Below are 13,682 nucleotides of genomic sequence, written 5' to 3'. Positions count from 1 at the left end.
AAGCAATCCAGTTTTTGTAGGAGGACGCTGGATTGCTTCGCTGCGCTCGCGATGACAGACAGTACCGGCAGCCTATTGGCGCAAGCCGAGGCGTTGGAAGCCGCGGGTATCGCGGGTGGCGCGTTTGGAAGAAATCGCGCCGGAATTGACACCGGCCCAGCCGATCTCGCCGGACAGCCGGCCATATTCGATCTTGGGGCAGCGGTTCATCACCACCTCGATGCCGGCGGCTTCGGCTTTCGCAGCCGCGGCATCATTGCGCACCGTCAACTGCATCCAGATCACCTTGGGTAGGATAGGCAGGGCCAGGATCTCGTCGACCACCGCACCGGCCGCCTCGGAATTGCGGAAGATATCGACCATGTCGACGGGGCCGGGCAGAGCTGCCAGGCTGGCATAAACCGGCAGATCCAGGATGGTCTTGCCGGCGAGGCCCGGATTGATCGGGAACATCTGATAGCCACGCAGCTTGAGATATTTCAGCACGAAATAACTCGGCCGGACCTCATTGGCCGAAGCGCCGACCATGGCGATGGTGTGAACCTTGCGCAGGATGTCGCCGATATAGTCGTCAGAATAGCTGTCGTGGTTCATTCACACATCCGCCGGTCGTCGATCGGTCAATCAGTTGGCTTCGGCTATCGGTTTGAGCTTGTCGAGGAAGGGTTTCACCACCTCGGCATTGCCGGGCAGGGGTGTCAAGGCTTGCAGGGAGGCAAACTGCTCGTCGAGTTGCTGCAGCGCCTCCTTCTTCTTTTCGGGGGTGAGGCTCTGGTCCGCCTCGATCTCGGCCCGCGCCTTGGCCTTGTCTGCCTCGGGATCGTTCTGGCCGCTGTCGGCAGCACCGTTATTGTCGGGGACATCTGCCTGATAGGCCAGCATCACCGAATTGGTGACGATATCGAGCGCGTCCAGATCCTTGAAATCATACTTGCTCAGAATCGCATCGGTGCGCGTCTTGGCGTCGGCAATGTCCTGGAATGCCGGCAGGGAGGCCACCGGATCATCGCCCGGCGTGTCGGAACGGTCGCCGTATTTCTTGGTGAGGTCGGTCGCAAGCACCGTCAACTCGGCGCGCGCGGCAATGAACTTCTCCACCATCGCTGCAGTCAGCTTGACCTGATCATCGCTCGCACCGGCAGTGCTGGCCAGGAAACAGGCCGATAGGGCCAAGCCGGAAGCAAGACATAGGCGGCGGGCGAATTGCCTGATGGTGGAAGCGTGCATGTTGGCTACCAATCGAATTGCTCGCGCAGGATACGTTCGTCGAGCGAGTGCCCAGGATCATGCAGCATGACGAGGTCTTGCGACGAATCCATGGCTATCTCGACACGCTGCACGTCTTTGACCTCGACATTGTCGCCGACCGCATTGACCGGCCGCTTGGCCGGCTCCAGCACGTCTATGGTGACGCGTGCCCGCTGCGGCAGGATGGCACCACGCCAGCGGCGAGGGCGAAACGCCGAGATCGGGGTGAGCGCCAGCAGGGGCGCCTCCAGGGGCAGGATCGGACCGTTGGCCGACAGATTATAGGCGGTCGATCCGGCAGGCGTCGCCACGATCAGGCCATCGCAGATCAGGCTCTCCAGCCGGACATGCTCGTCGATCGAAATTCTGAGCTTGGCTGCCTGGAAACGGGCGCGCAGCAGTGAGACTTCGTTGATGGCATAGGATTTCGACGTGTGGCCACGCGTATCGACCGCGCACATCGCAAGCGGATGCACCACGCTGCGCCGGGCCTTGGCCAAGCGGTCATGCAGGTCGTTTTCGCGGAACTCGTTCATCAGGAAGCCGACGGAGCCACGATTCATGCCGTAAATCGGAAGCTTGCGGCCCATCAACCTGTGCAATGTCTGCAACATGAGGCCATCGCCGCCAAGAGCGACGACAACCTCCGCCTCCTCGATCGGGACGTTGCCATAGCGGGCCGTGAGCGACTTGAGCGCCTTGCGCGCCGAAGCGGTCGCAGTGGCCACGAAGGCGATCTTCTCGAAATGATGTTTGCTGGTCACGAATGAAATCGCAATGGGAATGTTCGCTGGACCAGGGCGAGCCCGGGTCGATGGGTAAGGCAGGCGACGCATGCCCGCCGCCAGCCTATCGCGAAAAAATGCCGGCTGCCAATGCTCAAAGCGTCTTGCCGTCGGGCGCAAACGCCCAGAGTTGCAGGAACGCTTCCCAGCCCATGGCCACGGCATAAGAAAACGCCGCACTGACCATCAGTGCGGCGCCTTCTAGGATCACCAAGCGCCCCGCCATCCGACGCAAGCGCCGCGAATCGCAAGGTTGCTCTGGCCTGTCGTCGGACTGGTCTGGATACGAAAGGGCCGAGCAAAGGAGCGGTCGGTCATGAACGCCCTCTGCTCAGGTCGCTCACCTCATTTCTTCGACCACCATCCGGCCTTTTTCGGCTTGGCCGGATCGACGGCGTCGACATAGACATAGGCTGAAGGGTTGGACACCACGACTTCCCGTACCGCGGCAGATGCCACAGCTTCCTGAACCGGCTCCGGTTCCGGCTCGGCGACGGGAGCCGGTGCCGGGGGCTGTTCGGCCTGAACGGGCTCGGCCTCCGGGGCAGGGACCGGCGCAGGCGCGCTCTCCGCTTCCGTCTTGATCGCCACCTGCTTGCGACCCCGGCGCTTGGGCTTCGGCTTTTCCTCGACGACCGCCTCGGGCGCAGCCTCGGCGATGGTGGGGGCTTCGACGGCTTCCGCTGCAACGGTTTCAATGGTCGCGACTTCGGGGGCGGAAGCCTCGGCTGCGGGCGCTTCGGCTTCGCCAACCGCCGGCGTCTCCACTTCGGCCTCGCGGCGACCGCCACGACGCCCGCGGCGCCGGCGCTTGCCGGCATCGGCACCCTCATCTTCGCTCGGCGCGGTAGCTTCGGCGGCCGGAGGTGGCGTTACCTCCTCGGCGTCGGGAGACTCGACGGCGACCTGCTCGGCAGCCGGCGCGGCATCCTCGCCTTCACCTTCGCTTTCACCCTCGTTTTCATTGGCTGCGGCGTTCGGTGCATCTGCCTCGCCGCCGGCGCCATTGCCCCGGCGGCGGCGGCGGCGGCGGCGGCGCTTGCGACCGCCGTCGCCGGCATCGGCTTCGCCATCCGCGGCCTGGTGGCGCGGCTTGCGGCCACCCTCGGTCTCCTTCTCCTCCTCCTCGTCGGCTTCGACTTCGATCTCGACTTCGACCACTTCTTCGGCCGGCGGGAAGGAATCGACCTGGACCGTGGTCGCCACCGGACGGGGTTCCTGCGGCGTGGCGATATCGCCGCGCTCGATCAGGTAGTTCTGGTTGCCCACGATTGTCTCATCGGCGCTGACGGTGATCGAGACGCCGAAACGGGCTTCCAGTGCATAGAGATGGCCACGCTTATGGTTGAGCACATAGAGCGCGGTGGCCGTCCGGGTACGCAGCACCAGATTATGTGTGGCGCTCTTGAGAAGCTGGTCTTCGAGGGCGCGCAGGATGTGCAGCGCCACCGAGGTGACGGAGCGGACATGGCCGCTGCCGCCGCAATGGGCGCATACTTCGGTGGAGGATTCCAGCACGCCGGTGCGGATGCGCTGGCGCGACATCTCCATCAGGCCGAAATGCGAGATGCGGCCGACCTGGATGCGCGCCCTGTCGTTCTTCAGGCAATCCTTGAGCTTGCGCTCGACCGAGCGGTTGTTGCGGCTCTCGTCCATGTCGATGAAATCGATGACGATCAGGCCGGCGAGGTCGCGCAGGCGCAGCTGGCGGGAGATTTCCTCCGCCGCTTCGAGATTGGTCTTGAGGGCGGTGTCCTCGATATTGTGCTCGCGCGTAGCGCGGCCCGAGTTGACGTCGATCGAAACCAGCGCCTCGGTCTGGTTGATGACGATGTAGCCGCCTGATTTCAGGCTGACGGAGGGCGAGAACATCGCATCGAGCTGGGCCTCCACGCCGAAGCGCTGGAACAGCGGTGCCGCCTCGCGATAGGCCTGCACGTTCTTGGCATGGCTCGGCATGAGCATGCGCATGAAGTCCTTGGCCTCGCGATAGCCGTCGTCGCCGGCGACGATCACCTCGTCGATGTCCTTGTTGTAGAGGTCGCGGATCGAGCGCTTGATCAGCGAGCCTTCTTCATAGACCAAGGTCGGTGCGGCGGATTTCAGCGTGAGATCGCGGACGTTCTCCCACAGGCGCAGCAGATATTCGAAGTCGCGCTTGATCTCGACCTTGGTGCGCGAGGCACCGGCCGTGCGCAGGATCACGCCCATGCCGTCAGGCACGTCGAGTTCGCCGGCCACGGCCTTCAGGCGCTTGCGGTCGACGGCATTGGTGATCTTGCGGGAGATGCCGCCACCACGGGCGGTGTTGGGCATCAGCACCGAATAGCGGCCGGCCAGCGAGAGATAGGTGGTGAGGGCCGCGCCCTTGTTGCCACGCTCTTCCTTGACGACCTGGACCAGCAGCACCTGGCGGCGCTTGATCACTTCCTGGATCTTGTACTGCTTGCGGGGACGGGAGACACGCTCGGGGATGTCGTCGGCAACATCACCGCCGCCGAGGGCTTCGACATGCTCCTCGTCGGAGCCGGAGCCGACCTCGACGATGCCGCCCGAGCCACCATCCTCACCCGCGCTGTCGTCGGAGGCTTCAGGCTCGGGGGCCGAAGCGACGACGGCGGCCGTCTCGGCTTCCGCAGCCTCGGTGCGGTTCTGGCCACGGCCGCGGCGGCGGCGCGAACCGCTCCGGCGGCCTTCGCCCGCACCATTGGCGTTGCCGTTTTCCTCGTCGTCTTCCTCGTCGCGATGCGAGCGCTGTTCCTCGGCCAGCAAGGCCAGGCGATCGGCAACGGGGATCTGGTAGTAATCGGGATGGATTTCCGAAAAGGCGAGGAAGCCATGGCGGTTGCCGCCATATTCCACGAAGGCCGCCTGCAGGGACGGTTCGACGCGGGTGACCTTGGCGAGATAGATATTGCCGCGCAGCTGCTTGCGATTGGCTGCCTCGAAGTCAAACTCCTCGACGCGATTGCCGCGGACCACCACGACCCGGGTTTCCTCCGGGTGGGCGGCATCGATCAACATTTTGTTGGCCATTATTATTTTCTCTCTGGCAAGCGCGGCCGGGGTCATGCGCGACGGGGCTGCTGGCGACGAACACCGATACAGCCCTGCCGATGCGGCAGGCGCTTGCTCTGTTGGCTGGGACAAGGCTCGATGAGGGGCGAATGGTATGTCCCGAAGGCGAAAGCGGCAGTGTTCGTGCAAACCACTCGGGGAGTGCACGCTGCATCACTTCTCGACGTCCGGGGGATGCTGTTGTTTGCATCGCTCCATCACCGGGTTCGGGTCTCGGGACTGCTCCCGAGACGGCGCTCTCGGTCGATGGGCGGGACGGGATATCCGACCGGCGCTCGCGCCGATCCGGATCGCTGGGCGATCCGCACGCCACCCGTGATTCTCCTTATCCTCTAAGGACACATCAGCAGCCGGATAACCTCGGCTTGGCCGGCACCGCATACGATCGTCACGCTTTCACGGCGCAACCGGTCTGCAGGGACCATTCTGATGCTCGAATTCGGCATGGTCGGAGAACCATTCGAGAGCAGATTTGTTTTATCGAGTTCTTGTTCGATTTGGCAAGGATTTCCGTTGGGTGTTGCAGGAAGGACACGCAAAACGTCGGGTCTGCGTTAACGTCCGGGACACCGTTCGGGGTCTTCATCATTGTTTCGCCACTTCCGAGCGGATATTGGCAAGGCCGAATTTTGCGCTGGGCCCTGCGTTGCCGCAACGGGAGCCGCATGCGCGACGGCCGTGTTCGGCGGGACAATTGGAGATGATGGGCGGAATGAGGCTCGCCGCGATAGGCATGCTGGTCTTGTTGGGGGTGGGACAGGTCCAGATGGCCCGTGCCGCCCAAGGGCCCGTTGCCCCTCCGGTCACGGCCGAACCCGCGCCGACGCAGCCACCCGCGACAGCGTCGCCATCCGCCCTGACGGCCAGTGATGCGCGCCTCGCGGGTGACGACAAGCGCACGCGCCTGATCGTCGATCTTCACGGTTCCGTGAGCGACCTGAATTTCCGCGTCTTCGTGCTGCCCGATCCCTATCGCGTGGTGGTCGATCTGCCGCAGATCGAATTCGGCATGCCACCGGACACCGGCAAGCATGGGCGCGGCGTGGTCAGCGCCTATCGATTTGGCCTGATCGCGCCCGGAAAGTCCCGCATCGTGCTGGATCTAACCGAGCCGGCGGCGGTGGACAAATCCTTTCTCCTCGATGCGCTCGACGATCAGCCGGCGCGGCTGGTGATCGATCTGGTCAAAACGGATCGGGCCGCTTTCCTACGCACGGCGGCGAGCCAGAGGAGTTCGGACATGACGGCGCATCCGCAGCCACCCTCGCCACCTTTGTTGCCGGAGAGCCAGCCTGGTCTGCCCGTTGTCGTGGTCGACCCCGGCCATGGCGGCATCGACATGGGCGCGACGTCCAAATCCGGCGAGCAGGAAAAGACCATTGTGCTCGAATTCGCCAAGCGGCTTGCCGACAAGATCAATGGGACGGGGCGCTATCGGGCCGTGCTCACTCGCGACGGCGACACCTTCATCTCGTTGGCCGGCCGCGTACAGTTCGCGCGGGCCAACCGCGCCTCGCTGTTCATCTCGGTGCATGCGGACACCCTGCACGACCCGTTCGGGGTTCGGGGGGCGACGATCTACACGCTCTCGGATCGGGCCTCCGACGCCGAATCGGCTCGCTATGCCGAGCAGGAGAACAAGGCGGATGCGATTGCGGGCGTGGACCTGGCGTCGGAGCCCGGCGATGTGGCCGATATCCTCATCGATCTCACGCGGCGCGAGACCAAGTCCTTCTCCAACGGCTTTGCCAAGGTCCTCATCGACCAGTTCCAGGCTGCAGCCACGCTGAACAAGAACCCGCACCGCTCGGCCGGCTTCAAGGTGCTGACCGCACCCGACATTCCCTCGGTGCTGTTGGAGCTCGGCTATTTGTCGAGCCGGGATGACGTGAAGCTGCTGACCTCGGACGATTGGCGCAGCCGTGCCGCCGATGCCGTGGTAACGGCCATCGATGGTTTCTTCCAGCAGCGCCGCGCCAACCAGCCGGCCGCCTCCAGCGGCTCCGCTCCGGCAACGCCCTGAAGCGCTTCACGCCGGCGTCACTGCGGGTCTTGCACAGGCATGTTGCCCGGGAGCCGCAGTTTCTCCACAAAAGCCCTGCAAAAGCGTTGAGGTGCAGTTGCCGCCCTTGGGTTCGGCCGGCCTGGCATGTTAGATGTCAACCGAATATGCCGGGGCTGCCGGTATGAAAACGAACGGCTTTGGCCCAAACCCGGCAGGGCAGGGAAGATATTGCCGATGAAAGCGTTGTGATGAGACTTTTCGTTCGGTTCCTTGGATTTTTGTTCACAACGGCATCGATGTTGTTCCTTGTCGGGGGATCGTTCGTGGCCCTCTATGTCTGGGCCAACACGCGTGACCTGCCCGATACCGCTGCGCTCAAGGATTACGAACCGCCGGTGATGACGCGCGTGCATGCGGGCGATGGCGCGCTCCTGGCCGAATATGCCCGCCAGCGCCGCCTCTATCTGCCGATCGAAGTGATGCCGCCGCTCCTGATCCACGCCTTCATGTCGGCGGAGGACAATGATTTCTACAATCACGTCGGCATCGACCCCAAGGGCGTGCTGCGCGCGCTGATCGCCAATGTCACGCATAAGGGCCGTCGCCAGCAGGGGGCGTCGACCATCACGCAGCAGGTTGCCAAGAACTTCTTCCTCGCGCCCGACCAGAACATCGTGCGCAAGATCAAGGAAGCCATCCTGGCCCTGCGGATGGAGCAGACCTATTCCAAGGACAAGATCCTCGAGCTTTATCTGAACGAAATCTATCTGGGCATGGGCAATTACGGCGTAGCCGCCGCCGCTCTCAATTATTTCGGTAAATCGGTCGACGAACTCGGCGTCGCCCAGGTCGCCTATCTCGCTGCCCTGCCGAAGGGGCCGAACAACTACAATCCGATCCGCAATCACGATGCAGCCGTCGGTCGACGCAATTGGGTGATCGACCAGATGGTTTCCAATGGCTACATCTCCAAGGAAGAGGGACGGAAAGCGCAGGCTGAGCCCCTGGCCGTAACGCCGCGTTCCTTCGAAGGCGCCCAGAGCTACGCCGCCAATTATTTCACCGAGGAAGTCCGCCGCGAGATCGCAGAGCGCTATGGCGAGGACAAGCTCTATGAAGGGGGCTTGTCGGTACGCACCACGCTCGATCCGAAGCTCCAGCGCCTGGCACGGGATGCCATGGTGGCCGGACTGGTGCGCTTCGACGAGCGCGGCGGCTTCCGCGGCCCCGTCAAGAATGTCGACCTCGGCGAGGACTGGGGCGTGACCCTGGGGGCGGAAAAGCGCCTGAGCGACATCAAGCCCTGGCAACTCGCCATCGTGCTCGATAGCGGTGACAACTCCGCCCGCATCGGCCTGCAGCCACCGCTGGACCGTTTCGGCTCGATCTCCACCGAACGCCCGACCGGCACCATCAATCTGGATGGCGTGAAATGGGCACGTAGCCGGGTCGGCAAGGTCAGCCAGATCCTGAAGGTCGGCGACATCATCTATGTCGAGCCCAAGACCGACGGCACCTTCCGCCTGCGCCAGATCCCCGAAATCTCCGGCGCTATGGTGGTGATGGATCCCTATACCGGCCGCGTGCTCGCCATGGTGGGGGGCTTCTCGTTCGACCAGAGCGAGTTCAACCGTGCCACCCAGGCGCAGCGCCAGCCCGGTTCCTCCTTCAAGCCCTTCGTCTATGCCACCGCCATCGACAACGGCTATACGCCGGCCTCCGTGGTCATGGACGCGCCGATCGAAATCAACCAGGGCAATGGCGAGACCTGGCGGCCATCCAACTATTCCAACAAGTTCTACGGCCCGCAGACTTTGCGTTTCGGCATCGAATATTCGCGTAACGTCATGACGGTGCGGCTCGCCCAGGATGTCGGCATGCCGCTGATCGCCGAATATGCTCGCCGCTTCGGCGTCTATGACGACCTGCCGTCCTATCTGTCGGGCGCGCTCGGCGCCGGCACCACCACCGTGATGCGCATGGTTGCCGGTTACGGCATGCTCGAGAATGGCGGGCGCCTGATCAAGCCGACCTTGATCGACCGTATCCAGGACCGCTGGGGCAAGACCATCTACAAGCATGACGAGCGCATCTGCCAGGGCTGCAATGCCGACGACTGGAGCGATCAGGACGAACCCAAGCTGCTTGACCCGCGCGAGCAGGTGCTCGATCCGATGACGGCCTATCAGGTCACCTCCATGCTGGAAGGCGTGATCCAGCACGGTTCGGCCCAGACGCTGCGTTCGCTCAACCGCCCGATTGCCGGCAAGACCGGCACCACCAGCGACGAGAAGGATGCCTGGTTCATCGGCTACTCGCCCGATCTCGTCTGCGGGCTCTATGTCGGCTACGACACGCCGCGCCACATCGGCAACAAGGTCACGGGCGGCAGCCTGGCGGCTCCGATCTTCGGCACCTTCATGAAGACGGCCCTGGCCGACAAGGCACCTGTGCCCTTCCGCGTGCCGCCCGGCATCAAGCTGATCCGTATCGACCGCAAGACCGGCATGCGTTCGGATGGCAGCGGTGCCATCCTGGAAGCCTTCAAGCCCGGCACGGCACCGCCCGACAACTATACCGTCATCGGGTCCGGCAGCGGTGGCTCGGAGGGCGGCGGTGGCGGGCCCGTCTCGATGGGGACGGGCGATCTCTACTGATTGTCCTTTCCCTCGCCGGACAGCTTGCCTATATGAAGCCCGGCGAGGGTAAAGTGCGAGTTCTCCGAATCGTACTTTTTCTCCAACTCTTTGTTTCGACGCATTTTCTGAACCGAAAAGTCTGTCGACTTTTCTCGAAAGTGCTTTTGCCAATCTCGAACGGGCGATTCTTTCATGCGCGCTGAAATCCTGTCCTTGGCGGACGAAATCAAGCAGTCTGCTGGACTGCTGAGGAGGCATCTTTGACTGGGATACATCCTACGCCCGCCTGCAAGAACTGAACCATCTTTCCGAACAGTCCGACTTCTGGAACGACGCCGAGAAGGCGCAGAAGCTGATGCGCGAGCGCACCGATCTCGATGATCGGCTGTCAGCCCTCGTGCGCATCGAGAAGGATCTGGACGAAACCCTCGAACTCGCCGAGCTCGGTGAGGCGGATGGCGATGAGTCGATCGTCGACGAGGCGCAGGGCGCCTTGGCCCGGCTCAAGGACGAGGTGGTCGAGCGCCAGTTCGAGGCCCTGTTCTCCGGCGAAGCCGACAACAACGACACCTACATCGAAATCAACTCCGGGGCTGGTGGCACCGAGAGCCAGGACTGGGCCAATATGCTGCTGCGCATGTATACGCGCTGGGGCGAGCGGCACCGTTTCAAGGTCGAGTTGATCGATTTCACGGACGGCGAAACCGCGGGCATCAAATCAGCAACCATCCTGCTCAAGGGCAACAAGGCCTATGGCTGGGCCAAGGTGGAATCGGGCGTGCACCGCCTCGTGCGCATTTCACCTTATGATTCCAACGCGCGCCGGCACACCTCTTTTGCCAGCGTCTGGGTCTATCCGGTGATCGACGACTCGATCAACATCGAGATCAACGAATCCGATTGCCGCATCGATACCTATCGCGCGTCCGGTGCCGGCGGCCAGCACGTCAACCGGACGGATTCGGCGGTGCGCATCACCCACATGCCCTCGGGCATCGTGGTCGCCTGTCAGCAGGATCGCTCGCAGCACAAGAACCGGGCCACGGCCTGGGCCATGCTGAAGGCGCGCCTCTACGAGGCCGAACTCAAGAAGCGCGAGGAAGCGGCGATGGCGACCCATGCCGGCAAGACCGACATCGGTTGGGGCCACCAGATCCGCTCCTATGTCCTGCAGCCCTATCAGATGGTGAAGGATACCCGCACCGGTTACACCTCGGGTACGCCCGGCGATGTGCTGGACGGTGACCTCGACGACTTCATGAAGTCCGCCCTGGCCCAGCGCGTCTATGGCGGCGGGCCGGATGCGGTCGAAGACATCGACTAGTGAGAAGCCGGGGCTGGCCCCGGCTTTTTCTTTTGAAATGAGTATGTTGCCAATGAGCTCCGATCCGATCTATCAGCGCTATTCCTTTGCCCACGGCCTGATCAAGGAGGCCGGTGCCCTGGCGCTCGGCTATTTCAACGAGCTGGACAGCCTGACGGTGAAGAGCAAGGGCTTGCAGGACGTCGTCAGCGAAGCCGATCTGCAGACCGAGCTGCTGATCAAGAAACGCATTGCCGAATCCTATCCCGACGACGGTTTCTTTGGCGAGGAAACAGGGCCGAGCGGCATCGGCGACAAGCGCGGCATCTGGGTCGTCGATCCCATCGACGGCACCCAACCCTTCCTGAGCGGCCTGTCCTCCTGGTGTGTGTCGATCGCGTTCGTCCGTGATGGCGAGCTGCAATTCGGGCTCGTCTACGCGCCGAAGGACGACGAGCTCTTCGCCGGCGGACTGATCGCGCCGGCCACCCTCAACGGCCGGCCGATCGCCCCTCACAAGGGGGGCGCGCTCAGCGACGGCGTGGTCAGCGTCGGCTACAACAATCGCATCAAACCGAGCGAGGTTCTGGCGGTTCTGGCGCGGCTGCTCGAGGCGGGCGGCATGTACCAGCGCAACGGTTCGGGTGCGCTGTGCCTGTGCTATGTCGCCTGCGGGCGCCTGCTCGGTTACGTCGAATCCCACATCAATTCCTGGGATTGCCTTGGCGCGATTGCCATTATCCGCGCCGCCGGCGGCCGGACCAACGACTTCCTGGCTGATGACGGCTTGGTGAAGGGCAATGCCATCATGGCTGGAGGGCCGGCCATCTATCCGGCTCTCCAGAAATTGCTCGGCTGAACCGAGATCCAGGTCGGCTGTCACCCTGGCCTGGAGACAATGTCACCCGAGCACCATGGCGGTGAAGGGATAGACATAGGCCTGCAGTGTCACGAAGAGGCCGACCAGGCAGGCCAGGACGATCGAGTGTATGAACACGTAGCGCAGGATCGTGCCTTCATGACCGTACCAGTTGGTCGCGGTGGAGGCGACGACGATCGACTGTGCGTCGATCATCTTGCCCATCACGCCGCCGGAGGAGTTGGCTGCCGCCATCAACACCGGTGACAGGCCCAATTGCTGCGAGGTGATCTTCTGCAGATTGCCGAACAGCACGTTGGAGGAGGTGTCGGAGCCCGTCAGCGCGACGCCGAGCCAGCCGAGCAGCGTTCCGAAGAAGGGATAGAACACGCCCGTCGCCGCGAAGGCGAGGCCAAGGGTGGCGTCGACGCCCGACAGGCGCGTCAGTGTGCCGATGGCGAGCATGGCCGAGATGGTGATCAGCGAGATCGAGCACACCTTGATGGTGCGGCCATATTCGGCGATCAGCCTGGCCGGCGAGAACCCCATCAGCAGGCCCGACACGATGGCGGCCAGAAGCATGCCCGTGCCGGTGAAGGAGAGATAGGTAAAGGCGAACACTGCGGTTTCGGGCGTGGGTTTGGCCACCACGGGCGCCACCTTGTTGATCTGGTTGTGCAGGTCCGGCACCTGATAGTTCCAGGAGAAGATGGCATTGGCCCAGGTCTTGAAGGCGCCGGTGCCCCAGACCAGCATGAAGATGCAGACCAGGATCCAGGGAAGCAGCGCCCCCCAGAGCTGGGCTTGCGTCAAGGGCTTGCGATCGGCATCCGTGCGAGGCCTTGCCAGATCCGCTGACGGATCGTTGGTGCGCAGGGCGGGCGAGAGCCAGAGCTCCTTGGGCTGCCAGACCTTCAGGAAGAGGATCAGGCAGGCCATCGAAATCAGCGAGGCACCGATGTCGACGATCCAGGGGTTGATGTAGTTGGAGATCAGGAATTGCGGCACGGCGAAGGAGATGCCCGTGACCAGGATGGCCGGCCACACCCCGATCATGCCCCGCCAGCCGGCGAAGGCGCCGATCACCCAGAAGGGCACGATCAGGGAGAATAGCGGCAATTGCCGGCCGACCATGGCTCCGAGCACATAGGGATCGAGCCCGGTTACCGATGCCAGGCCCTGGATCGGCGTACCCAGGGCGCCATAGGCAACCGGCGCGGTGTTGGCGATCAGGGAGAGGCCGGAAGCCGCCAGGGGCGAGAAGCCGAGGCCGATAAGGATTGCGCCGGTGATGGCGACAGGCGTGCCGAAGCCGGAAGCCCCTTCGAAAAAGGCGCCGAAGGAGAAGGCGATCAGCAGCAATTGCAAGCGCCTGTCTTCGGTGACGCCGCCGATGGCCCGCTGCAGCAATTCGAAGCGGCCGCTCTCGACCGTGATGCGGTAGAGATAGATCACGTTGAGAACGATCCAGCCGATCGGGAAGAAGCCGGTGACGACGCCGAGCAGGGAGGCCCGGATCGACAGGCCCGCGGGCATGGTAAAGATGAATATCGTGATGAGATTGGCGACGACGAGAGCGATCACCGCCGCGATGTGCGCCTTGACCTTGCCGCTGGCGATCAGAACTAGCAAGGTTACCGCAGGGATGGCGGCTGCGATGGTGGACAGTACTTCGTTGTCGAGAGGGTTATAAATCTGGTTCCACATGTGATGGCTTCCCGATTACGACTTTTATCGTTGGGGTATGCCATGCGGAAGTTCTGCT

At 63.2% G+C, this 13,682-nt stretch carries 9 protein-coding genes; 4 read left to right on the top strand and 5 right to left on the bottom strand.

Annotated elements, in window-relative coordinates; all coding sequences use genetic code 11:
* Positions 1-72: 72 nt before the first annotated feature.
* From QM672_RS29525 to QM672_RS29510, 4 genes are all read right to left on the bottom strand, one after another.
* The gene (locus QM672_RS29525; RefSeq protein ID WP_394309178.1) at positions 73-594 is read right to left on the bottom strand and encodes a CoA-binding protein; all 522 of its coding nucleotides are present in this window, start codon (positions 592-594) and stop codon (positions 73-75) included.
* 30 nt (positions 595-624) lie between these two features.
* Complete coding sequence (locus tag QM672_RS29520; protein ID WP_415086888.1) at positions 625-1,227, bottom strand: hypothetical protein; 603 nt, start codon at positions 1,225-1,227, stop codon at positions 625-627.
* A 5-nt stretch (positions 1,228-1,232) separates the two neighbouring features.
* Positions 1,233-2,012: an NAD kinase gene (locus QM672_RS29515; protein WP_311938239.1), complete on the bottom strand. Its 780-nt coding sequence runs from the start codon at positions 2,010-2,012 to the stop codon at positions 1,233-1,235.
* A 366-nt stretch (positions 2,013-2,378) separates the two neighbouring features.
* Positions 2,379-5,069: a ribonuclease E/G gene (locus QM672_RS29510; RefSeq protein ID WP_311938240.1), complete on the bottom strand. Its 2,691-nt coding sequence runs from the start codon at positions 5,067-5,069 to the stop codon at positions 2,379-2,381.
* Between the two features lie 775 nt (positions 5,070-5,844).
* On the opposite strand from QM672_RS29510, the gene QM672_RS29505 reads away from it, so the two are divergent.
* The 4 genes from QM672_RS29505 (at position 5,845) to QM672_RS29490 (ending at position 11,917) form a co-directional block, all read left to right on the top strand.
* Positions 5,845-7,134, top strand: coding sequence for an N-acetylmuramoyl-L-alanine amidase (locus tag QM672_RS29505; protein WP_415086886.1), 1,290 nt, complete (start codon positions 5,845-5,847; stop codon positions 7,132-7,134).
* Positions 7,135-7,364: 230 nt separating this feature from the next.
* Complete coding sequence (locus tag QM672_RS29500; RefSeq protein ID WP_311938242.1) at positions 7,365-9,773, top strand: penicillin-binding protein 1A; 2,409 nt, start codon at positions 7,365-7,367, stop codon at positions 9,771-9,773.
* Positions 9,774-9,947: 174 nt separating this feature from the next.
* Positions 9,948-11,079 (top strand): peptide chain release factor 2 gene (gene prfB, locus QM672_RS29495; RefSeq protein WP_311938243.1). Its coding sequence is split into 2 segments (ribosomal slippage): positions 9,948-10,016 and positions 10,018-11,079, totalling 1,131 coding nucleotides; the frame shifts between segments, so codons are not numbered across the junction.
* A gap of 52 nt (positions 11,080-11,131) precedes the next feature.
* Positions 11,132-11,917: an inositol monophosphatase family protein gene (locus tag QM672_RS29490; protein WP_415086883.1), complete on the top strand. Its 786-nt coding sequence runs from the start codon at positions 11,132-11,134 to the stop codon at positions 11,915-11,917.
* Between the two features lie 42 nt (positions 11,918-11,959).
* Here QM672_RS29490 and QM672_RS29485 read toward each other — a convergent pair whose 3' ends face one another.
* Entirely contained in the window at positions 11,960-13,624 is a 1,665-nt protein-coding gene (locus QM672_RS29485; RefSeq protein WP_415086881.1) for an L-lactate permease, read from the bottom strand.
* Positions 13,625-13,682 lie beyond the last annotated feature (58 nt).

This window comes from Labrys sp. (in: a-proteobacteria) (assembly GCF_047605565.1).
In the GTDB taxonomy this organism is placed as follows: domain Bacteria; phylum Pseudomonadota; class Alphaproteobacteria; order Rhizobiales; family Labraceae; genus Labrys; species Labrys neptuniae.
Note: the sequence above shows the minus strand (reverse complement) of the source record. Positions and strands in the feature narration are given on the sequence as shown.